Source organism: Streptomyces sp. NPDC091272, from assembly GCF_044757485.1.
Classification (GTDB): domain Bacteria; phylum Actinomycetota; class Actinomycetes; order Streptomycetales; family Streptomycetaceae; genus Streptomyces.
The window spans coordinates 350,013-373,447 of the sequence record NZ_JBIVVC010000002.1; the positions used below are offsets into that span (position 1 = coordinate 350,013).

Sequence of the window (23,435 nt, forward strand, 5' to 3'; positions counted from 1 at the left end):
GACGAGGGAACCCTCAGCGGCATGAGCGCTAGAGCAATGGCAGTGGTCCCGCGCCACCCGGTCCTCCCAAGGCCGGATGAAACCCCAGGCACGGTACGACCCCCGTTGTTCGCCTTGTGTCGCGTCTCACAGAAGAGGCAGCACCCTGACTACGTTCCGAGACCTCGGCATCCTTTCCGAGACGGCCGAAGCCCTTGAGGCGGTCGGCATCATGTCCCCCTTCCCCATCCAGGAGATGACGCTCCCTGTCGCGCTTTCGGGCAGCGACGTCATCGGCCAGGCCAAGACCGGTACGGGCAAGACCCTCGGTTTCGGCCTCCCGCTCCTTGAGCGCGTGACCGTCCCCGCCGATGTCGAGGCGGGCCGCGCGAAGCCCGAGAAGCTGACGGACGCCCCGCAGGCGCTGGTCGTCGTACCCACCCGCGAGCTGTGCCAGCAGGTCACCAACGACCTGCTGACCGCCGGCAAGGTGCGTAACGTCCGGGTCCTCGCGATCTACGGCGGCCGCGCGTACGAGCCCCAGGTCGAGGCGCTCAAGAAGGGCGTCGACATCATCGTCGGCACCCCGGGCCGCCTGCTCGACCTGGCAGGGCAGAAGAAGCTCGACCTGTCCCACATCCGCGCGCTCGTCCTCGACGAGGCCGACGAGATGCTGGACCTGGGCTTCCTGCCGGACGTCGAGAAGATCATGAAGATGCTGCCGCCCAAGCGGCAGACCATGCTCTTCTCTGCGACGATGCCGGGCGCCGTCATCGGACTGGCCCGCCGGTACATGACGCAGCCCACCCACATCAGCGCCACCTCGCCCGACGACGAGGGCGCGACCGTCAAGAACATCACGCAGCACGTCTTTCGTGCGCACAACATGGACAAGCCGGAGCTGGTCTCCCGCATCCTGCAGGCCGAGGGCCGCGGCCTGGCGATGATCTTCTGCCGCACCAAGCGGACCGCGGCCGACATCGCCGAGCAGCTGGAGAAGCGCGGCTTCGCGTCCGGCGCCGTGCACGGTGACCTCGGCCAGGGCGCCCGCGAGCAGGCGCTGCGTGCCTTCCGCAACGGCAAGGTCGACGTGCTGGTCTGCACCGACGTGGCCGCCCGCGGCATCGACGTCGAAGGCGTCACCCACGTCGTGAACTACCAGTCCCCCGAGGACGAGAAGACCTACCTGCACCGGGTCGGCCGCACCGGCCGCGCGGGCGCCAAGGGCATCGCCGTCACGCTCGTCGACTGGGACGACATCCCGCGCTGGAAGCTCATCAACAAGGCGCTGGACCTGCCGTTCGACGAGCCCGAGGAGACGTACTCCACGTCCCCGCACCTCTACGAGATCCTCTCCATCCCGGCCGGCACGAAGGGCATACTGCCCCGGGCCGACCGCACCCGCGCGGGTCTTCGCGCGGAACAGGTCGAGGATCTGGGCGAGACGGGTGGCCGCGGCCGCAAGTCCGCGCCGGTGGCTGCCGCCGCCGTGGTGGAGGAAGAGCGCCAGGCCCGTACGCGTACGCCGCGCCAGCGGCGCCGTACGCGCAGCGGCTCGGAGCTCGGCGACACGGCTGCGGTCGTGAGCCAGGCCACCGAGGCTCCGGCGGACGCTCCCGTCTCCGAAGCGGTCGCGCCTTCCGAGGGTGCGGAGCCGCGCACGCCGCGCCGCCGCCGTCGGACGCGTGCCACGGCGCCGTCCGCGGGTGCGGTCGCGGTGGCCGAGTCGCCGGTGGCCCCGCCGGCCCAGGCTGCTTCCGCGGTGTCCACCGCTCCCGCCGCTCCCGCCGCTTCTGCCGCTCCGGTGGCCGCCGCTCCGGTGACGGCCGAGGAGGCCGAGCCCGCGGCCAGGCCTCGTACGCGCACCCGGACGGCGAAGGCGGCCGAGGCCACCGAGGCCTCGGCTCCCGCACGGGCCACGCGGGCACGGGCACCTCGTGCCAAGAGCCCTTCCCCGGTCGTCGACGCGTCCGCCGAGGTGTTCGAGGCTCCGGTACGTCCGCGCCTCAAGCGTCCGGTCCGGGCGAGGGTCTCGGCCGAGCCCGAGGTCGACTTCCAGATGGCCCCGATGCCGGAGCCCGAGCCGACGCAGCCGCGTCGCAGGGCGCCTGCCCGGACGTCGAAGCCGAAGACGGAGAAGGCGGCTCCGGCTGCTGGGTCCGCGGCCGGCTCCGCCTCGGAGGGCGAGGCAAAGCCGCGCCGTCGACGCGCGGCGCGCAAGCCGGCTTCGCAGCCGGAGAGCTGATCGTGGCTGGATCTGCTGGATCCGGTCCATCTGCTTGAACTGTCTGATCTGACGGCCCCGCTTCCCACTGGGAGGCGGGGCCGTCGGCGTACGGAAGCCTCCGGGGCGCTCCGCGTGGGGTGCGCTCCGCGTGGGGCCGCCCCCTTGCCCACCCGTCCCGCCCCCGGGGGGCGGCCCCGCTGCCCGAGGGGGCTGGGGTGGGGAGGTGGGGCGCGGCCCCGCTGCCCAAGGGGGCTGGGGTGGGGAGGTGGGGCGCGGCCCCGCTGCCCAAGGGGGCTGGGGTGGGGAGGTGGGGGGCGGCCCCGCTGCCCAAGGGGGCTGGGTGGAGGAAGAGGGGGCTGGGGCCGAAGGGTTTGGGTGGGGGGTGGGTAGGGTCGGGGGATGAGCAGGCCGTCGACATTTACTCCGCCCGTTGGTGTTCGTGCCGTTCCTCTGCGTACCGAGCGCGGGGTCTTTGCCGCGCTCGAAGCGGTGCCGGAGGCGGGTGCGACGCGCGGTACCGCCCTTCTGCTGCCCGGCTTCACCGGCAGCAAGGAGGACTTCATCGCGATGCTCGCGCCGCTCGCCCGCGCCGGTTATCGCGCAGTCGCCGTGGACGGCCGCGGGCAGTACGAGTCCGAGGGGCCACCGGACAGCCAAACCCCTTACGCGCAGGCCGAGTTGGCCCATGACGTACTCGCGCAGGCCCTCAGCCTCGGCGCCGGGGGGACAGCCGCGGGCCCCCTGCACCTCCTCGGTCACTCCCTGGGCGGTCAGATCGCCCGCGCCGCAGTCCTCGCGGACCCCGCGCCGTTCCGTTCGCTGACGCTGATGTCGTCGGGGCCCGCGGAGGTCGACCCCTCCCAGCAGGAGAAGATCGCGCTGCTGACGCAGGCCCTCGGCGTCATGCCGATGGGCGACGTGTGGGACGCGATCCAGGCCATGGAGACGGCCGCCCCCGAGGAGACCACCACCCGGGCGCGCGATCCCCGGCTGGAGGCCGCACTCCGGCGCCGCTGGCTGCGCAACAGCCCCGCGCAGCTCGCCGCGACCGGGCACCAGCTCACCACCGAGCCCGACCGCGTGGCCGAACTGCGGGACACCGGTCTGCCGCTGCACGTCGTGTCGGGGTCCTTCGACGACACCTGGCCCGTGCCGCTCATCGACGACATGGCGGCGCGCCTCGGCGCCCATCGCACGGTGATCAAGGGAGCGGGCCACTCCCCCAACACCGACGGCCCGGACGAGACCGCACAGGCCGTCGCCGGCTTCTGGCGCTCCCTGACAAGTCCCTAGTACTGGAGTAGTGGAGTACTGGAGTACTGGAGTACTGGGAAGCTCTAGTACTGCGACTGAAGGTGTTGCCAGAAGCCGTCCCGCAGCGAGCGGCGCAGGTCGGAATGGCCCCGCAGCGAGCGCTGGAGCATCCGCTCCGCCTCGACCAGCAGCTCCTGGTCGACCGGGCCCGGCAGGTAGGGGCGTCCGGGCAGGAGCTCGCCGAGCTGCTGCCTGCCCCGTTCGGCCAGCCACTTCGCGGCGATCTGGGCGCCCAGGAAGCGGACGTCCTCACGCGACGGCGCGGGGCCGTTCTCCTGCTCGTACGTGGTGACCGGGCGGCGCGAGACGTACGGCTTGCAGAAGTCGAGGTCGAAGGTGCGCTGGCTGTCGACCTCCCAGAGCAGCGGCTCGGCCTGGTTACGGCCGTCGCCCGCCTCGATGCCCCACAGGTGCACCCGGGCCCCGTACCCCTGTGCCGCCTCCACCGCTGAGACCAGGTCCTCGTCGCCGCCGACCAGCGCCGCGTCACTGATCGCGCGCTGCCTGGCGAGTGACTCCAGGTCCGTACGGATCAGCGAGTCGACGCCCTTCTGCTGGTTGTTGGCGTTGAGGTTGCCGAGGCGGACCTTGACGTCCGGGAGCTCGGCGATCGACTGCTGCTCGGTGGTGTGGATGCGGCGCCTGGCCCCGTCGTACCAGTACACCCGCAGCAGCCGGCTGTCCGCGAAGATGATCCGCGCCTTGTCGATGAAGGCCTCGATCAGGCCCTCCGCGTCCAGGTCGAAGGAGCGCCGGTCCTCGGTGCCGGTGACCAGCAGGCCCGCGGCCGCGTACACGTACCCCGCGTCCACGAAGATCGCGTGGGTGGAAGGTGTCTTGGCCACCTCCGCGAGCACACGGGTGAGGAGTTCGTTGGTGCGGTCCAGGCGGGCGGAGATCCTGGCCAGGTCGGAAGGGCCCGAAGGCTGTGCGTCGTCCATACGACGCCCATTGTCCGTGGCGCCCCAGGCACCGCACAAGCGGCGCTCTACCGCTGAGTAGTTAGCCTTACGAAAGTTTTCTTTAGTGTAGGGAATGTTTTTCGGGAGAGGCTGGTTGTACCCCTATGGAACGCACCGACCGCAAGGTCCCCGTGCGCCCCACACATTCACCACAGTTCTCCAGCAGGAGGATCAGACGAAGGGAGAAGCGCATGCGCTTCGAAATCATGCGACTGGACGACGTCGACGGCACCGCCGTTGACAGCACCGTCGTGGACGCCGCCTCCGTCAACCGGATCGTGCAGCAGGCCGCCTCAATCGGCCAGCGCATCTACATCCGCCCGGCCGACAGCTCGGCCTCGTAACGCGTACGACGTAACGAAGACGATTTCGACGATTTCCCCGAGCGCCCCCGTGCAGCACCTGCACGGGGGCGTTCAGCTGCCCCGGACCACCTGGGTGATGCCGTTGATGATCTGCTGCACGGCAAGGGCGGAGAGCATCATCCCCGCGAGGCGCGTCACCAGCACCACACCGCCCTCCTTGATCAGACGGATGATCACCAGCGAGAACCGCATCACCAGCCACAGCACCACGTGCATGGCGACGATGGCCGCCCATACCGAGATCTGACCGGTGACGGTGTTGTTGTGCTGGACGGCGAGGATGACCGAGACGATCGCACCCGGCCCGGCGAGCAGCGGCATGCCCAGCGGTACGAGGGCCACGTTGACGTCCTTGGTCTGGGTCGGCTCCTCATTCTTACCGGTCAGCAGGTCGAGTGCGATGAGCAGCAGGAGCAGGCCGCCCGCGATCATCAGGGCGGGGATCGAGACGTGCAGATAGTCCAGGATCTGCTGGCCGACGACACCGAAGACGGCGATCACGCCGAACGCGACGGCCACCGCCTGCCAGGCCATCCGGCGTTGCACCTTGGCGGGCCTGCCCGAGGTCAGACCGAGGAAGATCGGGGTGATCCCAGGGGGGTCCATAATTACGAAAAGCGTGAGAAAGAGGGATCCGAAAACAGCGAAGTCGAGCACAGTGAGGCCTTGCGGGAAGGGGCCGTACCGACGGCGCACACAGGCGCGCGGGGCACAGCTCGTTGCGGAACATGGGGGAGTTTGCCGGACGCGTGCACACAGGTGCGTATGCGTGCGTACGGGTGCGTATGCGTGTGTACGGGTGCGTATGCGTGTGTACGGGTGCGTACGGGTGCGCATGCGGTGGGACGCGTGCGTGCCGTGCGTACGGATTCGTACGGCACCGGAGGGCCCGGTGCGGTCAGGCGCGCCCTGGACCTGCGAAGAAGTCCTTACGCGCGCGGGCGTCCACCCGCGCCTGGCACCGGGAAGGCGCCGGTCGCACGGCGGGTGATCTCGCCGTAGACGTCGGGGTGGGTGGTGTAGTCCCCGAGCCGTACGCTCTTGCGGCTGCCGTGGTAGTCGCTGGAGCCGGTGACCAGGAGGTCGTGCTCGGCCGCGAAGGCGCGGAGCCTGGCGCGGTCGTCCGCGTCGTGGTCCATGTGGTCGACCTCGATGCCGTCCAGGCCTGCGGCGGCCAGTTCGGCGACGGAGCTCAGCGGTACGGTGTCGCCGCGCTTGGCGGCGCCGGGGTGCGCGAAGACGGTGACGCCGCCCGCCTGCTTGACCAGGCGGATGGCGGTGAAGGGGTCCAGCTCGTGCTTGTCGACGTACGCCCGGCCGTCGTTGGCCAGCCACTCGGAGGTGAAGGCGGCGGAGACGTCCTCGACGACGCCCAGTTCGACCATGGCCTCCGCGATGTGCGGGCGGCCGAGCGAGGCGTCCCCCGCGATCCGTGCGACCTGCTCCCAGGTGACGGGAACGCCGAGCTCCTGGAGCTTGGCGACCATGCCCTTGGCACGCGGCACCCGGTCGTCCCGGACGAGCTCGCGCTCCCGGGCGAACTCGCTCTCCTCGGGGTCGAAGAGATACGCCAGCATGTGCATGCCGGTGCCGTCCAGCCGGCAGGAGAGCTCGGCGCCGGTGACGAGGGTGAGGCCCTCGGGCAGTGCAGCGACGGCCTCGGCGTGGCCGCGCACCGAGTCGTGGTCGGTGAGGGCGACGACATCGAGCCCCGCGGCGCGGGCGCCCAGCACCAGCTCGGCGGGGGTGTCCGTGCCGTCGGACGCCGTGGAGTGGGTGTGCAGGTCGATGCGCACGACGTGTACTCCAGGGGCAGGGCGGACGGAGGGGACGTCCAAGGGTAACTGGAACCGGAACATGCCCAGGTCAACCGCCCGCGAGCAGGTTCCACCCTGAGCTGTCCGGTCGGCCCGTCCGTCCGGTCGGCCCGTCCGTCCGGTCGGCCCGTCCGTCCGGGCTGCCCATCCGGGCTGTTCACCCGTCCCCGCACGCCGTCCGCTCAGGACAGAATGCGCCGCGACAGCGCCCCGCAGGGCAGCAGTTCCACTTCTGCCCCGGCGTCCCGCAGGTCGGTCAGGACCAGTTCGTCGTACATCAGCAGACCGGACTGCTCGGGCCAGACGATCGCCCAGAGCCAGATTCCGCGCGCCTCGCCCGCGAAGACCGCGCGGTCCGCCGGCGTGCCGGAGACGTGCCACATCGGGGTGGGCCGGCCTGCCGCGAGGACCTTGGTCTGCGGAGGCTTCTCCATGGCGATGTGCGCACCGGGGTCGGGGCCGTCGATGCCCGCATGGCGCGCGCCGAGTCCCACGCCCAGTTCCTCGGCCACCAGCAGGAGTTCACCGAACCCGCCGAGCGGCCCGGGCCCCGAGCAGACGACCGCGGTGGCCCGGCCGCCGGTGCGGTCGTCACCCGCGTACGCGATCCCGCTGAACAGCCAGCCGACCGGCAGCGGCCACGGCATCCAGACGGGGACCTGCGCACGGTTCACCGCGACGGCGAGGGCCTCGACACTGGGCGGCAGCACCGGCTGGAGCGGGTGCACCGCGCCGTGCTCGGAGCAGTGCCAGGTGTCGGCGAACAGACCGGGCGCCCTGACCCGGCCTCCGCACTTCGGGCAACTGGGTTCGCCCCTCATAGCGCCCAACAGTCCTCCCCGGTCGACGCCGCGTCAAGGACGATCACCCGTCCGGCACGCACCGCCTCAGCCGTGCACGGTTTGCGGCTTCACGATCTCTCTCCCGAACTTTCCCCGCCTCCCACCGGCCAAAACTAGATGTAGCTTGCATCCATTAGGGAATCTAACTTATTGTTTGTATATCGCAACGATCTAGCGGAGAGCGAGGGAAGTCATGCCACACGGCAAGGCAGTCGTGTCACACGGCGCGGGCCGGGGAGAGGACCCCTTCGACGAGGGCGCGGGCAGCCTGCTGCGGCAGCCGAAGGCGGTCTGGGCCACCGCCGGGGCGTCCGTCGTCGCCTTCATGGGCATCGGACTCGTCGACCCGATCCTGCCGTCCATCGCCAAGGGCCTGAGCGCCACCCCGAGCCAGGTCTCCCTGCTGTTCACCTCGTACTTCCTGATCACCGCCGTCGCGATGCTCGTCACCGGATTCGTCTCCAGCCGGATCGGCGGCAAGAAGACGCTGCTGCTCGGGCTCGCGCTGGTCGTGGTCTTCGCTGCGCTGTCCGGCACCTCGGGCTCGGTCGGCGAACTGGTCGGCTTCCGGGCCGGCTGGGGGCTCGGCAACGCGCTGTTCGTCTCGACGGCGCTCGCCGTGATCGTCGGAGCGGCGGCCGGCGGCAGCGCCGCGGCCATCCTGTTGTACGAGTCTGCGCTCGGCCTCGGCATGGCGTGCGGCCCGCTGCTCGGCGCGGCGCTGGGCAACGCGAGCTGGCGCTACCCGTTCTTCGGCACCGCGGCCCTGATGGCCATCGGCTTCATCTGCATCCTCGCCTTCCTCAAGGAACAGCCGAAGCCGGCGCAGAAGACCTCGCTCCTCGCCCCGATCAAGGCGCTCGGCCACGGAGGTCTTGCCTCGGTCGCCGGATCCGCCTTCTTCTACAACTACGCGTTCTTCACGATCCTGGCGTTCACGCCGTTCGTGCTGAACATGACCCCGTACAAGTCGGGCGCGGTCTTCTTCGCCTGGGGTCTGCTGCTCGCGGTCTTCTCGGTCCTCGTCGCCCCGCGGCTGCAGAAGCGCATCGGCTCACTGAAGGTGCTCGGCGGCTCGCTGGTCCTGCTCGGCGTCGACCTGCTCGTCCTGGGCTTCGGCAACCACACCACCGCCATCGTCGCCACGATCGTCTCCGGTGCCTTCATCGGCGTGAACAACACCGTCTACACGGAGCTGGCACTCGGCGTCTCGGACGCGCCGCGGCCGGTGGCCAGCGCGGGCTACAACTTCGTCCGCTGGTTCGCCGCGGCGGCCGCCCCGTTCCTCGCCCCGAAGATCGAGGAGTGGAGCAACATCCACATCCCCTTCGTGGTCGCCGCGATCACGGCGGTCCTCGGCGCGGTGGTCGTCCTGGTCCGCCGGCGCGCCCTCACCCACGAGGCCGAGGAGCTCCGGCCCGCGCACGCCACCGAGGACGGCGTGACGGTCTTCGCCAACAGCTGAGCCACCGCCCACCCGAGCCGCCCCGCCGCCCGGCAACCCCTGGCCGGGCGGCGGGGCTTTGCGGTCCGTGCTGCGGGGGTTGCCGGTCGCGCTGCGGGGCTGCGGGCCGTCCTACGGGGCTTTGCCGGCCGTCCGTACACGCCCTTCCCGAAGATCGAATTCCAGTGCGTTTCCCGGCCGGTCCGCTCAGTCCAGCGGTACGCCCGCGCGCAGCGGGTCGCGCAGGTCCGTGCCGTGCGAGAGCCAGCGCTCCTGGAGTTCCTGAGCCCCCTTCACCCGCTTCCTGGCCGCCTCGTTCGCCGTCATCGGCAGCAGCGGCAGGAAGCGCACCGGGTCCATCGGCCCCGCCAGTTCCAGATCCTCGACCAGGCCGCCCGCCTCCGCCACCAGTACGGAGCTGAAGGGCGCGCCGGGCCACAGCGGCCCGCCCACGTCCAGCGAGGCTCCCGGCGCCACGACCAGGCCCTCAACCTGCGGGGAAGCGGCCAGGACCGCAAGCGGGCGGAGCACCTTGTCGGTGTCCGCGAGCCCGGCGCGCACCGAGAGGACCAGCTCCGCACGCGGGCCCTTGACCGGGTCGGCGAGGGCGGCGGTGGGGTCGGCCATCGGGGTCGCCGACATGCCGAGCGTGGCGTAACGCACGATGTCGCCGTCCATGAACCGCAGGACCTCGATCCGGTCCGTGCCGAGGAACGTGACGGCGGCGCGCGCGTCCGGTTCGCCCAGAGTCGTCCGCAGTCGGGCTTCTACCAGCGCAAGAACATCTCCCATGGTCCGCGAGCATAGGCCGCGTATGGAACGGGCAAAGGCGCGCCTCGACGGGACTTGACACCGAGGGTGGCTGGTAGCCTGGGCCGCTGGTCGGGGCGATCGGAAACAACGCTTCTGCGTTACTCGTCGCCCCTGATGACACGTCGTCCCCCACGGGGGACCGGCCGGAGGAGGTGGGGCTGCGGTGGATCGAAGTCGACCCGGTAGTACCAACCGCTCTTCCGTACCACCTCTGCCCCACGCGGTCTGAGGGCTTCGTACCCGGCTCCCGGAGCACCGAAACACCTCGGTTCCCAGGAATTTCACACGTACGACGGGCACGACGGAAGAGCACTTCGCCCTTACCTGATCTGCCTGACCCGTGTCTGAGCGAACGCCGTCACCGCGTCCTCGCGGTACCGCCCGCTTTGCCGACGTGCACACCGGTGGTCCCCGCACCGTGACAGTCACACCGCCGTGACGCCGCACGTCTCCATTCCGGGCAGTGCCACGCGCTCCGCCGACGGCTTCCTGAGAAGGAGACCGCCATGTCGATGATCCGTGACCTGCGCGCAGTCGTACGTCCGTCCCTGCGCGGCAAGAACACCCCGACCGTCTACGCCAACTACGACGCCACCCGCGACCACTCCTCCTCCAGTGCGGTCGTCGACTGCGCCGTCTACCGCGACGGCCGCCGGATGAAGGAGTGCGCCACCCCGCACGAGGCGATGATCCGGGTACGTGAGTCCGGCGGCTTCGCGTGGATCGGTCTGCACGAGCCGACGGAGGCCGAATTCGCCGGGATCGCCGCCGAGTTCGGGCTGCACCCGCTGGCTGTCGAGGACGCGGTGCACGCACACCAGCGGCCCAAGCTGGAGCGCTACGACGACACCCTGTTCACCGTCTTCAAGACGATCCACTACGTGGAGCACGACGAACTGACTGCGACCAGCGAGGTCGTGGAGACCGGTGAGCTCATGTGCTTCACCGGCCGGAACTTCGTGATCACCGTCCGGCACGGCGGCAAGGGCTCGCTGCGCGCGCTGCGCCACCGCCTCCAGGACGACCCCGAGCTCCTCTCCAAGGGGCCGTCCGCCGTCCTGCACTCCATCGCGGACCACGTCGTCGACGGTTACATCGCGGTGGCCTCGGCCGTGCAGGACGACATCGACGAGGTGGAGATCGACGTGTTCTCGGCCCCCGCGAAGGGCAGCCCGAAGGGCGTCGACGCGGGCCGGATCTACCAGCTCAAGCGCGAGGTCCTGGAGTTCAAGCGCGCGGTGGCGCCGCTGCTGCGCCCGATGCAGCAGCTCAGTGAGCGGCCGATGCGGCTGATCGACCCGGACATCCAGAAGTACTTCCGCGACGTCGCGGACCACCTGGCGCGCGTGCACGAGCAGGTCGTCGGCTTCGACGAGCTCCTCAACTCCATCCTGCAGGCGAACCTGGCGCAGGCGACGGTCTCGCAGAACGAGGACATGCGCAAGATCACCTCGTGGGCGGCGATCGTCGCCGTACCCACGATGATCTGCGGCGTCTACGGCATGAACTTCGATCACATGCCGGAAACACACTGGAAGTACGGGTACGCAATCGTGCTCGGCGGCATCGCGGTGGTGTGTCTCGCCATCCACCGGCTGCTGAAGCGCAACGGCTGGCTGTAGCGGGCCCGTCCCGGTTCGCCCCGCTGCCCGCGACGGGGCCTAGGCTGCTCCCATGTCGCAGACCTCGTTCCTCGACCGGGCCCTCGTCGAGGAGGCCACCAAGAAGTCGGGCCTCATCTGGGTGCGCGGGTCCGGCCCCGCCCGCGCCCTCTGGCACGTGTGGCTCGACGGCGCCGCGCACCTGGTCGGCGACGGTCCCGGTGAGCAGCCGTTCCCGGGCCTCGCGGACGGCTCGGCCGCCGAGGTCACAGTGCGCAGCAAGGACAAGGGCGGCAGGCTCGTCGCCTGGACGGCCGTCGTCCGGGAGCTGACCGCCGGCAGCGAGGAGTGGGACGCGGCCGTCGCCGAGCTCAAGGGCAAGCGGCTGAACGCGCCCGACGCCGAGCAGATGACCGACCGCTGGGCCCGCGAGTGCCGGGTGCTGCGGCTCACCCCGCAGGGCGGCGTCGGCGCGCTCCCCGACGACTCCCTCGCCGCGCGCCCGCTGCCGACCTGGGCGACCACCAGGCAGCCCGCCCCGGCCGGGCTCCCCAAGCTGCTCCTGAAGCGCGGGCGCAGGCGTTAGGGCCGCCCGGCGGACGGGGCCCGCAGGAGAGCTAGTCGCTCGCCTTCGGCAGCTGGCGGCCGTAGTCCACGGTCAGGTCCTTCGGCGGCGGTGTCAGGGTGAAGTCCCTGTCCCAGTCGGCCAGTTGCACGACGCCCGCGCCTCCCGCGCGGGCCAGCCGCAGCGGGTAGGGCTTCTTCTCCAGGGAGACGTCGAGGGCGCCGCCCCGGCCGTCCTCGCCGCCGACCACCTTGATGGTGCGCATGCCCGCGATCTTCTCGCGGTCGCCCTTGCCGAGCGAGCCGTTGAGTCCGAGCAGGCCTTCGAGGAGTACGTCCTTGTCGGTGAAGCCGCGGAACTGGTCGTACGCCGGGTCGCCCTTGGGCACCTTGACGTACTTGTCCTCCAGCTTGTCGGCGGCGTCCGCGTCCTCCTGCTTGAAGGTGGCACCCGGCTGGGTGGCGTCGTGCCGCCAGAAGTCGGCGCCCGCCTTCATGAAGAGCTCGTCGCCGATGCGCAGCAGCTCGAAGGTGGAGTCCTTGGTGGTGACGGAGCCCGCGCCGCCGTCCTTCTTGAGCCGCATGTTCAGCTTGTACGTGCCGCCCTTGCTGACGAACGTACCGGTGAGGCGTACCGCGGCGGCGGCGTTCGCGGTCGCGCGTGCCTTGCCCTCGATCTCGGCCGCGGACAGCTTGCCGACCCCGTTCGTCCCCTCGTCCGGGTCCTCGCCGCACCCGGCGAGGCCGGCCGCGAGACCGGTACAGACCGCACCGAGGAGTACGGCCCGGCGGACCCGGGCAGCCGGGGAGAATACGGTCACGGTCGGCACTGCCTCTCCTGCGGGGGTCCGGGGTGTCCGGTCGGCAGAGGGCAGCGTACCCGGGTCGTCTGCGCCGAAGGGCAGAGAGCCGTACGGTCGGACCGACGGAGCGTCGTTGATCTCCACGGGCTAGCCTGAAGCCGGTATCAGGCGTATTTGCAGACAAATCTCGTCCGGCCCGCAGCACAGCACGAGAAGGAGGCAGCCGGGATGGCAGCAGGGGCGCCGCGCGTCTTCGTCTCGCACCTGGCGGGCGTGCCCGTCTTCGACCCGAACGGGGACCAGGTCGGGCGGGTCCGCGACCTGGTCGCCATGATGCGGGTCGGCGGACGGCCGCCGCGCCTGCTCGGCCTGGTCGTCGAGGTGGTCAGCCGGCGACGGATCTTCCTGCCGATGACCCGGGTGACGGGTGTGGAGTCCGGCCAGGTCATCACCACGGGTGTGGTGAACATGCGCCGCTTCGAACAGCGCCCCACCGAGCGGCTCGTGCTCGGCGAGCTGCTCGACCGGCGGGTGCGGCTGGTCGACGGCGACGAGGAGGTGACCGTCCTCGACGTGGCCATCGCGCAGCTTCCGGCCCGCCGCGACTGGGAGATCGACAAGGTCTTCGTACGGAAGGGCAAGGGCGGTGCGCTGCGCCGCAAGGGGGAGACGCTGACCGTGGAGTGGTCGGCGGTCACCGGGTTCTCCCTGGAGGAGCACGGGCAGGGCGCGGAGAACCTCATCGCCGCCTACGAGCGGCTGCGCCCCACCGACCTCGCCAACGCCCTGCACCACCTGACGCCCAAGCGCCGCGCCGAGGTGGCCACCGCCCTCGACGACGACCGGCTGGCGGACGTGCTGGAGGAGCTCCCCGAGGACGACTCGATCGAGATCCTCGGCAAGCTCAAGGAGGAGCGGGCGGCGGACGTCCTGGAGGCGATGGACCCGGACGACGCGGCCGACCTGCTGTCCGAGCTGCCGGAGGAGGACAAGGAGCGGCTGCTTGAGCTGATGCGGCCGGACGACGCGGCGGACGTGCGGCGGCTCCTGTCGTACGAGGAGCGGACGGCCGGCGGTCTGATGACGACCGAGCCGATCGTGCTGCGGCCGGACGCGACGGTCGCCGACGCGCTCGCCCGGGTGCGGCAGCAGGACCTCTCCCCCGCGCTGGCGGCGCAGGTGTACGTGTGCCGGCCGCCGGACGAGACCCCGACCGGCAAGTACCTGGGTACGGTGCACTTCCAGCGGCTGCTGCGGGAGCCGCCGGGGACGCTGGTCAGCTCGGTGGTGGAGTCCGACCTGCCGCCGTTGTCGCCGGACACCGCGCTGCCCGCCGTGACCAGCTATCTCGCCGCGTACAACATGGTGGCGGCGCCCGTCGTGGACGAGGGCGGGGCGCTGCTCGGGGCCGTGACCGTCGACGACGTGCTGGACCACCTGCTGCCGGACGACTGGCGGGAGACCGAATTCAATCCGGGGGGTGTCATCGGTGGCCACTGAGCGGGGTGGTGAGGGCAAGGAGCGCGCGCGGTCCACGAGCGGCGCGAGCGCGGTGACGCGCGCCTCCCGGGTACGCCTGGACCAGCCGAAGGCGCCGCGCAAGCGTCTGCTGCCGGAATGGGACCCGGAGGCCTTCGGCCGGTTCTCGGAGAAGATCGCCCGGTTCCTGGGCACGGGTCGGTTCATCGTCTGGATGACCGCGGTGATCATCATCTGGGTGCTGTGGAACATCTTCGCGCCCAAGGATCTGCGGTTCGACGAATTCCCCTTCATCTTCCTGACCTTGGCGCTGTCCCTCCAGGCCTCCTACGCGGCCCCGCTGATCCTCCTCGCGCAGAACCGGCAGGACGACCGGGACCGGGTCACCCATGAACAGGACCGCAAGCAGAACGAGCGGTCCATCGCCGACACCGAATACCTCACACGCGAGATCGCGGCCCTGCGGATGGGCCTGGGCGAGGTGGCCACCCGTGACTGGATCCGCTCCGAACTCCAGGACCTGGTCAAGGAGTTGGAGGACCGCCGGGCCGTATTCCCGGCGGAGCGCACGGACCGGGGTGACGAAGCCGACCGCTGACCGGGCTTCCCGCTCGGGCACCCCGCCGCCGTAGTATCGGAGCATGGCTACGGAAGACGCGGTGCGTGAAGCACTGGCGACGGTGAACGACCCCGAGATCCACCGACCGATCACTGAACTCGGCATGGTCAAATCGGTTGAGATCGGGGCGGACGGCACAGTCGCCGTCGCGGTCTATCTGACCGTCTCCGGCTGTCCGATGCGGGAAACGATCACCAAGAACGTGCGCGAGGCCGTAGAGCGCGTCGAGGGCGTCACCGGCGTCACGGTCGAGCTCGACGTGATGAGCGACGAGCAGCGCAAGGAGCTCGCGGGCGCCCTGCGCGGCGGCACCCCCGAGCGCGAGGTCCCCTTCGCCCAGCCGGGCTCCCTGACCCGGGTGTACGCGGTGGCCTCCGGCAAGGGCGGTGTCGGCAAGTCCTCGGTGACGGTGAACCTGGCCGCGGCCATGGCCGCGGACGGCCTGAAGGTCGGCGTCGTCGACGCGGACATCTACGGCCACAGCGTGCCCCGGATGCTCGGCGTGAAGGGCAGCCCCACCCAGGTCGAGAACATGATCATGCCGCCGTCGGCGAACGGCGTGAAGGTCATCTCCATCGGCATGTTCACCCCGGGCAACTCGCCCGTGGTGTGGCGCGGCCCGATGCTGCACCGCGCGCTCCAGCAGTTCCTCGCGGACGTGTACTGGGGCGACCTGGACGTTCTGCTGCTCGACCTGCCGCCGGGCACGGGCGACATCGCGATCTCCGTCGCCCAGCTGGTGCCGAACGCGGAGATCCTCGTCGTCACCACCCCGCAGCAGGCCGCGGCCGAGGTCGCCGAGCGGGCCGGCTCCATCGCCGTCCAGACCCACCAGAAGATCGTCGGCGTGGTCGAGAACATGTCGGGGATGCCGTGCCCGCACTGCGACGAGATCGTCGACGTGTTCGGCTCGGGCGGTGGCGAGCGGGTCGCCGACGGCCTGACGAAGACGACCGGCGCGACCGTGCCGGTGCTGGGGACCATCCCCATCGACGTACGGCTGCGCGAGGGCGGCGACGACGGTCGCCCCGTGGTGCTGACCGACCCCGCCTCCCCCGCCGGATCCGCGCTGCGGGGGATCGCCGGGAAGCTGGGCGGCCGGGCCCGCGGGCTCTCCGGAATGTCGCTGGGCATCACTCCGCGCAACAAGTTCTGACCACGCGGCGGAGCAGCTGAACGGGTAAGGGGCGGCCTCCTGGAGGCCGCCCCTTACCCGTTACCGATGAGCCGCGCTCACGCGTCGTACGTGGTGACGTCCTTCACCACCGAGAACCCCAGGCCGTACGCGCTCATGCCGCGCCCGTACGCCCCCAGGTGGACACCCGCCGTGGTGGACCCGGCGAGCACCCAGCCGTACTCGGACTCGCGGTAGTGGAACGGGGTGGCCACGCCGTCGACCGGCAGCGAGAGCGCCGACCAGTCCGGGCCCTCCAGGTCGTCGGCCAGTTCGAAGGACACCTCGGTCTGCTGGTCGAGCCAGTTGTCCCGCATCGAGTGGTCGAGCTGCGCGGGCCAGGTCTGCGACAGCAGCCCGGAACCGGCGAGCCAGGCCGCGGAGGACACCGAGGTGGCGTCCAGCGTGCCGGTGCCGTCCCCGCTGCGGCGTACCGGCGAGGCGGCGACGGTCACCACGACCGCGAAGCGCTCCTTGTCCGGACCCTCGTCCCCGGCGGCTCGTATCGTCGGCTCGTCGCCGTGCCCCATCGCACCGTGCTGCACGGTGCCGTCGGCCGCCGTGCCGACCTGCATCAGCCAGCGCGGTCCGGTGAAGGCCTCGTCGAGGCCGTACCAGGGGAACGGGGCGCGCAGATAGCCGTCGACCGTACGCCGGGTTGCCGGCACCCCTTCCGCGGTGATCCCACCGGGCGCACCGGAATCCTCTTGCGCCTCTACCCGACTCGTCGTCTCCATCTGCCCGGCCGCCTCCTCGATCGTCAGGGTCCGGTGCGGCCCGCCCCCCTCGGGCGTCCTGCAAGCCGGACAGATGGAGAATAGCCACCCCGGCGGCGCGCGGAGGGCAGGGCAGGCGGTTGCGGCCGGTGTGTCCGGTACGCGGCAGGGCGAATCGGCCGCGGCGTGAGGCGGCCCGCCGGTGCGCCGGGGCGCTGTCGTGCCAGGTGGCTAGGTGGCGTCGGGGTCGAACGACGGGCGGTCGTCCTTGCGGAGGTTCGCGGGGGCCGCGGCGGGCGCGTCGTCCTTGGTGAGGTTCGCCCGCGCGCCGGATCCCGTCTCGGGGTCCGGGGTGTCCGAAGGCGTACGGGCGGCGGGCCTGGCCCGGCCGTTCACCACGTCCGTGACCTCTTCGAGCTCGCCCCGCAGGTCGAAGCTCTCGCGGATCTCCTTGAGCCCGAGGTCGTCCCCGCCGTGTTCGGCCAATTGCTTGCGGACGAAGTTCTTCGGGTTGAGGTCCTCGAACTCGAAGTCCTTGAACTCCGGGCCCAGCTCGCTGCGGATGTCGTGCTTCGCGCTGTCCGAGAACTCACGGACCTTGCGGATGAAGCGCGTGGCATCCTGAATCAGCTTCGGGAGCTTCTCCGGGCCGAAGATGAGCACGGCGAGGACCGCGAGCGTCAGCAGCTCAAGTCCGCCTATGTCAGTGAACACCTTGCAGCTCCTTGGATTCTCCGGGCTCGTTCCACGGTACCCGCCCCAGCTGTCCGGACGGTACCTTCAGGTGACACCTGTCTGCCGTCCGTACGACACCCCGGCATCCGGCGGGTGCCGCCCCCGGCCGGTCAGGAGTCCCCTGCGCTGCCGAGCCTGAGGGTCACCTTCTGCTCCTTGCCGCCGCGCCGCAGCGTCAGCTCCAGCTGTTCCCCGGGCCGCCGTGAGCGGATCTTGACGATCAGCTCCTCCCCGCTGTGCACCCGCTCGCCGTCGACCTTGGTGATGACGTCGCCCGGTTTGATGCCGGCCTTGGCCCCGGGGCCGTCGGGAGTGACCGACGGGGTGGCGTCCGCGCCCTTGGCGCCGACCTGGGCGCCGTCACCCGTGAACTTCATGTCGAGCGAGACACCGATCACCGGGTGGGTGGCCCTGCCGGTGTTGATCAGTTCCTCGGCGACGCGCTTGGCCTGGTTGATCGGGATCGCGAAGCCAAGACCGATGCTGCCGCCCTGACCGCCTTCGAGACCGGAGCCGCTGTCAGGGCCGCGGATGGCGCTGTTGATGCCGATGACCCGGGCCTGCCCGTCGACCAGCGGGCCGCCGGAGTTGCCCGGGTTGATCGGGGCGTCGGTCTGCAGGGCGTCGACATAACTGACGTCGCTGCCGTCGCCCTTCTCGCCGCCCGCGGTGATGGGCCGCTGTTTGGCGCTGATGATGCCGGCGGTCACGGTGTTCTGCAGGTCGAACGGGGCGCCGATCGCCACCACCGGGTCACCGACCCGGACGTTGTCGGAGTTGCCGAGCGGCAGCGGCTTCATGCCGAGGACACCGGCGACCTTCACCACGGCGAGGTCGTATCCGCTGTCCTTGCCGACGAGCGTGGCCTTCGCCGTCTCACCGCTGCTGAAGGTGATCGAGATGGTGCCCGAGGCACCGGCCGGTTCCACCACGTGGTTGTTGGTGAGGATGTGGCCGCTGTTGTCGAGGACGAACCCGGTACCGGTGCCCTTGGCACTGCCGCCGCTCACATGGAAGGTGACGACACTGGGCAGGGCGCTGGCGGCGATGCCCGCGACGGTGTCGGGGGCACGGTCCCGGGGAGCCTTGTCGGCCTGCGGGAGCCGGACGCCGCCGGTGATCCCGTTGTTCCGCTCGATGTAGGCACCGACTCCCCCACCGATCCCCCCGGCCAGCAGCGCGATCACCAGCGCACCGGCGAACAGACCACCGCGTCGCCGCTTCTTCCGCGGCGCCGCGTCCGAGTACACCAACGGCTGCGAGGGGACCGCACTCCAGGGGTCGTACTGAAGCCACTGCGACGGCGGGTACTGCTGCTGGAGAGGCGGCTGCGGGTGCGGGTGGGACGGCTGCTGCGACTGTTGCGTGTGTGGCTGTGGCTGTGGAGGCGCGTCGAAGTGCGGTGGTACGTGGGTGCCGTGCGCCGGTGTCGGCATCTGCACCGGCGGTGCGGGCGCCCACGGCCCGGGGCCTCCGTAGGGCGGTGTGCCGTAAGGGTCGGGATCGTGCAGGGGCTTGGAACGCTCCCGGCCGAAACCGTCGACTCCTTCGGATCCTTCGACGCTTTCGATCCCAAGGGGCCCTTGGGATCCCTCGCGCCCAGGTATCGCAGGCTCGGACGACCCGCCGCCCGACGTCACAGGACCTGCTGCCTCAGGAGGGCTCGCCGCCCCGGGGACCACCGGCTCCTCGGCTCCCGTCATCCCCGGCACCTCGGCGGCGGGCGGGGCCGGGGCCGTCGGGGCCCCCGGTCCCGCCGTCGCAGGGCGGCTCCACCACTTCGCCACCGGTCCGGCGGGCTTGCCCTCGTCCATGCTCTCCCCGCAACTGCTTTGGGCCCGTACCGCGATCCGCACGGAAACCCGCACAAGGATCCGTACCTCGACCCGATTCCGCGCCCGCTGGCGGGCACCCCTTACCTGGATTCAACCAGGTTTGCGATTGCTCGCGCAGAGTACGGGTCAGCGGCTGCGGGAAACCGAGAGCTCCGGCGTGGCAGGGGCGGCCAGTTGACCGGTCGCCGGCAGTTTCGCCGGGGGCGGCGCCGTCGACGCCGGGGCTATCAGCGGGGAGGCCACCGAGCTGTCCAGCAGGGACACCGGGAAGACCCTCGTGCCGTCCTGCCGCCCGTGCCACGGCCCCTGGGACCCGCCCCAGCCCTGCCGCAGTGCCTGCCCGTGCCGTTGGGCGAGGGCGAGCGGATACCCCGCCAGCCCCGTGCCGTACGGAACGGGCGGCGCCGCCGTGCCCGCGCGGCCGGAGCCGGACGAGAGCAGGGTGGGACCGCTGCCGGTGGAGGCCGTTGCGGAGCCGACGCTGCTCGCACCGCCCTGGCGACGGCTGGTGTCCGTGCCCGCGGGGGTCGCCGCCCTGGTCGGGACGAGTCCGCCGGCCCGCTCGCCCCGCGCCGCGGGGTTGTTCGCGGTCTCGGCGGGGAGCGCGCCGCCGAGGGCGATCGCCGCCAGCGAGACGGCGCTCGCCGCGGCGAAGGCGAACCTGCGCGGCCTGCGCCCGCCTGCCCGCTCGCCCTCCGGGCGGCCGACCTCGTGGATCCGGAAGCCCCGGTCGGGTGCGGCGCCGGGGAGCACGCCCTGGTGGGCGGCGGCCGGCTCGTACCGGATCCGGCCGCCGAACCTCAGGTCGTCACCCGTACCGAAGACGCCGAAGGAGCTCTCGCCGAATCTTCTGCGGCCCGGCGGCTCGTCGTCGTCCGGCCGGTCCTCGTCGCCACTGCCGCCCGGCAGACCCTGGAGCCGTGCCAGGAACCCCTCGGAGGGGCCAGGCGGCGCGGAGTGCGCGAAGAAGTCCTTGAGCCTGCGCTGGGCGTCGGCCTCGGCCTTGCACCGGGCGCAGGTAGCCAAATGGGCCAGGACACGCTCGCGCGAGTCATGGCCCAGTTCGCCGTCCACCAGGGCGGCGAGCCGGTCCCCGAGGTGCTGTTCCGCCGGGGTGGGTCGTGATCCGCTCACCCTAGTCCGCCCTCTCCGGCCGCCGTGGGCACGATCGGCATCCCGGCTCCCACCGAGGCCATCGCGCGCTGTTCGGCACGGGCCTGCGGAGAGCGGTGCTTCAGCGCCTTGCGCAGGTGGGAGCGGCCACGGTGGATGCGGCTGCGGACGGTCCCGAGCTTGACGCCGAGCGTGGCGGCGATCTCCTCGTACGAAAGGCCTTCGATGTCGCAGAGCACGACGGCGGCACGGAACTCGGGCGCGAGGGTGTCCAGCGCCTGCTGCACGTCCGCGTCGAAGTGGGTGTCCTGGAAGGCCTGCTGCGGCGACGGGTCACGGCTGGGCAGCCGCTCGGCCGCGTCGTCACCGAGGGAGTCGAAACGGATGCGCTGCTTGCGGCGCACCATGTCCAGGAAGAGGTTGGTCGTGATCCGGTGCAGCCAGCCCTCGAAGGTGCCGGGCGTGTACGTCGACAGCGAACGGAAGACCCGGACGAAGACTTCCTGGGTCAGGTCCTCCGCGTCGTGCTGGTTACCGGTCAGGCGGTACGCCAGACGGTAGACGCGCGTGCTGTGCGTGCTGACGATCTCCTCCCAGGTGGGAGGCGTCCACGTCTCCTCCGCGTCCGAGAAGTCAGCGAAGGTCGCCGTGGTGGCGGGGGTGGAACGGTCAGCGGTGTCGGTCACGGATTTCGGCTCGCCCGCAGACCTGAGAAAGCGCCGGAGCACTCCTCCCCGATCACCGGCCGCAGCCGCACCTCCCCTGTCGGCTCTGGTGGTGTCCAGTGGAGCCCCTACCATAACCACCTCGCCCGTTAGCTCCGGATAAGAGTCTTTGCGTGAATTTTGGGCCCGTTGCCGGTCCCGGTCACCGTGATCCATCTGTCCCCCCTGTCCCTTCACAACGACCGGTCCCATCTGCGAGTTCCCGACTCCAGCGGATACAGTCACGGTTGCGCCAACTACGGGGACAGGAGAGGGTCATTACCGCCAACCGGCAGACGAGCTGGGCGTTCGCCGACGCCTACGTCGCCGAGGACGACACTCTGCGCTGGGCCCGTGACCGGGCCCGGGACGCGGGCGTGCCCTCGGTGTCCCCGGGGACCGGCGCCGCTTTGCGGCTGCTGGCCGGGACGGCGGACGCCAAAGCCGTCGCCGAGATCGGTACGGGCACGGGCGTGTCCGGCATCTATCTGCTGCACGGGATGCGTCCCGACGGCGTGCTGACCACCGTGGACCTGGAGCCGGAGCGGCAGACCTTCGCCAAGCAGGCGTTCCGCTCGGCGGGCTTCGCCGGGAACCGGGCCCGCTTCATCCCGGGGCGCGCCCTGGACGTGCTGCCCCGCCTCGCGGACGGCGGCTACGACCTCGTCTTCTGCGACGGCGACCGGCTGGAGTCCCTGGACTACCTCGCTGAATCGTTGCGGCTGCTGCGCCCCGGCGGACTGGTCTGTTTCGAAGGGGTCTTCGCGGACGGCCGCACCGTGGACTCCGCCGCGCAGCCCGCCGAGGTGCTGCGGCTGCGCGAACTGCTGCGCACGGTGCGCGAGTCGACGGAGCTGGTCTCCTCGCTGCTGCCGGTGGGCGACGGACTGCTGTGCGCGGTACGGCGCGGCTGAGGCCCCGCACGGCGGGACCGGGGCGGTGCGGAGCCGGTCCCGCTCCCGGAAAACACCACTGCCCCGGTTCACGCTCGCGCGTGGCCGGGGCAGTGGAGAGATAAGAGCGCTATCCGCCTTCAGGCGTTAGCCGACGACCTTCTTCAGGGCGTCGCCGAGTGCATCGGCCTCGTCCGGAGTCAGCTCGACGACAAGTCGACCGCCGCCTTCGAGCGGAACGCGCATGACGATGCCCCGCCCCTCCTTGGTCACCTCGAGCGGGCCGTCGCCCGTCCGCGGCTTCATGGCCGCCATGCTCGTTCCCCTTCCTGAAACCAGCTCACGCAGCCGACAACCCAGGTGTCACCGGCATCGAACACATTGCTTCCAGGCCATTATCCCGCATCGCAGGACCCAATGACCAACATCGGTTGGCATCGCTTGCGCAACGCGCAGCCACAAAACGGCCCAATTCGGCGATCCAGCTGCGATACTTCGCCGCTCTGTACCGGCTCCGGACGACTTTTTGTTTGACGCAGGTCACATGTGCAGCGTCGCCGATCTCCGCCATGCTGGCCTGTGCATGCCCAATTTTCGCTTCTGGAGGGGACCGACGATGGCCGACACCGTGCTCTACGAGGTGACCGACGCTCTCGCGACGATCACCATCAATCGTCCCGACGCCATGAACGCGATGAACACCGAGGCGAAGGTCGCGCTGCGGGACGCGGTGCAGGCCGCGGCCCAGGACGCGGGCGTGCGCGCCGTGTTGCTGACGGCGACGGGCCGGGCGTTCTGTGTCGGCCAGGACCTCAAGGAGCACGTCTCCTCGCTCACCGCCGACCGGGCGGCGGGCACCGGCAACACGATGAGCACCGTGCAGGAGCACTACAACCCGATCCTGCGCGCGCTGACGGAGATGCCGAAGCCGGTGGTCGCCGGGGTGAACGGGGTCGCCGCGGGGGCGGGCCTGGGCTTCGCACTCGCCGCCGACTACCGGATCGTCTCGGAGGAGGCCGCCTTCAACACCTCCTTCGCCGGGGTCGCACTGACCGCCGACTCGGGCGTGTCCTGGACGCTGCCACGGCTGATCGGCCACGGCAGGGCCGCCGACCTGTTGCTCTTCCCGCGCTCGATCAGCGCGCAGGACGCCTACGAACTGGGCATCGCCAACCGGGTGGTGCCGGCCGCCGCCCTGGCCGCCGAGGCGAAGGCCGTGGCGCGCGCGCTCGCGGAGGGCCCCACGGTGGCGTACTCCGCGCTGAAGGCGTCCCTTGCGTACGGGACCGGGCACACCCTGGCCGAGACGCTGGAGAAGGAGGACGAACTCCAGACCCTGGCGGGCGCGTCGGAGGACCACGCCATCGCGGTGCGGGCGTTCATCGACAAGGCGAAGCCGAAGTACCTGGGCCGCTGATCCACGCGTGACGCGGGTG

General features: G+C 71.0%; 23 protein-coding genes. 11 read left to right on the top strand and 12 right to left on the bottom strand.

Features of this window, described 5'->3' with window-relative positions:
- Positions 1-211 precede the first annotated feature (211 nt).
- On the top strand, positions 212-2,224 hold the full coding sequence (locus ACIQM4_RS06370; RefSeq protein WP_401586816.1) for a DEAD/DEAH box helicase: 2,013 nt from the start codon (positions 212-214) through the stop codon (positions 2,222-2,224).
- A gap of 381 nt (positions 2,225-2,605) precedes the next feature.
- Positions 2,606-3,499 (top strand): alpha/beta fold hydrolase, encoded by an 894-nt coding sequence (locus tag ACIQM4_RS06375; protein ID WP_401586818.1) that lies wholly within the window; start codon positions 2,606-2,608, stop codon positions 3,497-3,499.
- Positions 3,500-3,543: 44 nt separating this feature from the next.
- On the opposite strand, the gene ACIQM4_RS06380 is transcribed toward ACIQM4_RS06375, so the two are convergent.
- On the bottom strand, positions 3,544-4,461 hold the full coding sequence (locus ACIQM4_RS06380; RefSeq protein WP_401586820.1) for an NYN domain-containing protein: 918 nt from the start codon (positions 4,459-4,461) through the stop codon (positions 3,544-3,546).
- Between the two features lie 212 nt (positions 4,462-4,673).
- Between ACIQM4_RS06380 and ACIQM4_RS06385 the strand changes: the two genes are divergently transcribed.
- A complete protein-coding gene (locus ACIQM4_RS06385) occupies positions 4,674-4,826 on the top strand; it encodes a hypothetical protein (RefSeq protein WP_185032735.1) in 153 nt (50 codons plus the stop codon).
- Between the two features lie 72 nt (positions 4,827-4,898).
- On the opposite strand, the gene ACIQM4_RS06390 is transcribed toward ACIQM4_RS06385, so the two are convergent.
- The 3 genes from ACIQM4_RS06390 to ACIQM4_RS06400 all read right to left on the bottom strand — a co-directional run bounded on the left by ACIQM4_RS06390 (position 4,899) and on the right by ACIQM4_RS06400 (position 7,485).
- The gene (locus tag ACIQM4_RS06390; protein WP_401586823.1) at positions 4,899-5,504 is read right to left on the bottom strand and encodes a MarC family protein; all 606 of its coding nucleotides are present in this window, start codon (positions 5,502-5,504) and stop codon (positions 4,899-4,901) included.
- 272 nt (positions 5,505-5,776) lie between these two features.
- The gene (locus ACIQM4_RS06395; RefSeq protein WP_401586826.1) at positions 5,777-6,643 is read right to left on the bottom strand and encodes a PHP domain-containing protein; all 867 of its coding nucleotides are present in this window, start codon (positions 6,641-6,643) and stop codon (positions 5,777-5,779) included.
- Between the two features lie 203 nt (positions 6,644-6,846).
- Complete coding sequence (locus ACIQM4_RS06400; RefSeq protein ID WP_401586828.1) at positions 6,847-7,485, bottom strand: DUF6758 family protein; 639 nt, start codon at positions 7,483-7,485, stop codon at positions 6,847-6,849.
- A 214-nt stretch (positions 7,486-7,699) separates the two neighbouring features.
- Between ACIQM4_RS06400 and ACIQM4_RS06405 the strand changes: the two genes are divergently transcribed.
- Positions 7,700-8,971 (top strand): MFS transporter, encoded by a 1,272-nt coding sequence (locus ACIQM4_RS06405; protein ID WP_401586831.1) that lies wholly within the window; start codon positions 7,700-7,702, stop codon positions 8,969-8,971.
- Between the two features lie 186 nt (positions 8,972-9,157).
- Here ACIQM4_RS06405 and ACIQM4_RS06410 read toward each other — a convergent pair whose 3' ends face one another.
- Positions 9,158-9,742 carry a suppressor of fused domain protein gene (locus ACIQM4_RS06410; RefSeq protein WP_401586833.1) on the bottom strand — a complete coding sequence of 195 codons (585 nt, stop codon included), beginning with the start codon at positions 9,740-9,742 and terminating at the stop codon, positions 9,158-9,160.
- A 527-nt stretch (positions 9,743-10,269) separates the two neighbouring features.
- On the opposite strand from ACIQM4_RS06410, the gene ACIQM4_RS06415 reads away from it, so the two are divergent.
- Positions 10,270-11,385 carry a magnesium and cobalt transport protein CorA gene (locus ACIQM4_RS06415; RefSeq protein ID WP_401586836.1) on the top strand — a complete coding sequence of 372 codons (1,116 nt, stop codon included), beginning with the start codon at positions 10,270-10,272 and terminating at the stop codon, positions 11,383-11,385.
- Between the two features lie 52 nt (positions 11,386-11,437).
- Entirely contained in the window at positions 11,438-11,950 is a 513-nt protein-coding gene (locus ACIQM4_RS06420) for a hypothetical protein (RefSeq protein WP_401586838.1), read from the top strand.
- Between the two features lie 31 nt (positions 11,951-11,981).
- On the opposite strand, the gene ACIQM4_RS06425 is transcribed toward ACIQM4_RS06420, so the two are convergent.
- Positions 11,982-12,749, bottom strand: coding sequence for a hypothetical protein (locus ACIQM4_RS06425; protein ID WP_401586841.1), 768 nt, complete (start codon positions 12,747-12,749; stop codon positions 11,982-11,984).
- Between the two features lie 210 nt (positions 12,750-12,959).
- Here ACIQM4_RS06425 and ACIQM4_RS06430 point away from each other — a divergent pair, with 210 nt between their 5' ends.
- From ACIQM4_RS06430 to ACIQM4_RS06440, 3 genes are read left to right on the top strand one after another with little or no spacing between them, the layout of a single operon-like run.
- Entirely contained in the window at positions 12,960-14,231 is a 1,272-nt protein-coding gene (locus ACIQM4_RS06430; RefSeq protein WP_401586844.1) for a magnesium transporter MgtE N-terminal domain-containing protein, read from the top strand.
- Positions 14,221-14,808 (top strand): DUF1003 domain-containing protein, encoded by a 588-nt coding sequence (locus ACIQM4_RS06435; protein WP_401586846.1) that lies wholly within the window; start codon positions 14,221-14,223, stop codon positions 14,806-14,808. The genes ACIQM4_RS06430 and ACIQM4_RS06435 overlap by 11 nt, the downstream gene beginning before the upstream one ends.
- Positions 14,809-14,851: 43 nt before the next feature.
- Positions 14,852-15,985, top strand: a complete 1,134-nt coding sequence (locus ACIQM4_RS06440) for an Mrp/NBP35 family ATP-binding protein (protein ID WP_401586849.1) — start codon at positions 14,852-14,854, stop codon at positions 15,983-15,985.
- A gap of 77 nt (positions 15,986-16,062) precedes the next feature.
- Here the strand turns inward: ACIQM4_RS06440 and ACIQM4_RS06445 are convergent, their stop codons facing one another.
- The 5 genes from ACIQM4_RS06445 to sigE form a co-directional block, all read right to left on the bottom strand.
- Positions 16,063-16,740, bottom strand: a complete 678-nt coding sequence (locus tag ACIQM4_RS06445) for a hypothetical protein (RefSeq protein WP_401586851.1) — start codon at positions 16,738-16,740, stop codon at positions 16,063-16,065.
- Positions 16,741-16,950: 210 nt separating this feature from the next.
- The gene (locus tag ACIQM4_RS06450; protein ID WP_401586854.1) at positions 16,951-17,433 is read right to left on the bottom strand and encodes a sec-independent translocase; all 483 of its coding nucleotides are present in this window, start codon (positions 17,431-17,433) and stop codon (positions 16,951-16,953) included.
- A gap of 131 nt (positions 17,434-17,564) precedes the next feature.
- The gene (locus tag ACIQM4_RS06455) at positions 17,565-19,268 is read right to left on the bottom strand and encodes a S1C family serine protease (protein WP_401586857.1); all 1,704 of its coding nucleotides are present in this window, start codon (positions 19,266-19,268) and stop codon (positions 17,565-17,567) included.
- A 147-nt stretch (positions 19,269-19,415) separates the two neighbouring features.
- Complete coding sequence (locus ACIQM4_RS06460; protein ID WP_401586860.1) at positions 19,416-20,423, bottom strand: anti-sigma factor family protein; 1,008 nt, start codon at positions 20,421-20,423, stop codon at positions 19,416-19,418.
- Positions 20,420-21,202 carry an RNA polymerase sigma factor SigE gene (sigE, locus tag ACIQM4_RS06465; protein WP_401586863.1) on the bottom strand — a complete coding sequence of 261 codons (783 nt, stop codon included), beginning with the start codon at positions 21,200-21,202 and terminating at the stop codon, positions 20,420-20,422. Before sigE ends, ACIQM4_RS06460 begins: the two co-directional genes overlap by 4 nt.
- Before the next feature lie 152 nt (positions 21,203-21,354).
- On the opposite strand from sigE, the gene ACIQM4_RS06470 reads away from it, so the two are divergent.
- Complete coding sequence (locus ACIQM4_RS06470; protein WP_401586866.1) at positions 21,355-22,020, top strand: O-methyltransferase; 666 nt, start codon at positions 21,355-21,357, stop codon at positions 22,018-22,020.
- Positions 22,021-22,146: 126 nt separating this feature from the next.
- On the opposite strand, the gene ACIQM4_RS06475 is transcribed toward ACIQM4_RS06470, so the two are convergent.
- Positions 22,147-22,314, bottom strand: coding sequence for a DUF3117 domain-containing protein (locus tag ACIQM4_RS06475; protein ID WP_003966491.1), 168 nt, complete (start codon positions 22,312-22,314; stop codon positions 22,147-22,149).
- Positions 22,315-22,615: 301 nt separating this feature from the next.
- On the opposite strand from ACIQM4_RS06475, the gene ACIQM4_RS06480 reads away from it, so the two are divergent.
- The gene (locus ACIQM4_RS06480) at positions 22,616-23,416 is read left to right on the top strand and encodes an enoyl-CoA hydratase/isomerase family protein (RefSeq protein WP_401586868.1); all 801 of its coding nucleotides are present in this window, start codon (positions 22,616-22,618) and stop codon (positions 23,414-23,416) included.
- Positions 23,417-23,435: the final 19 nt, after the last annotated feature.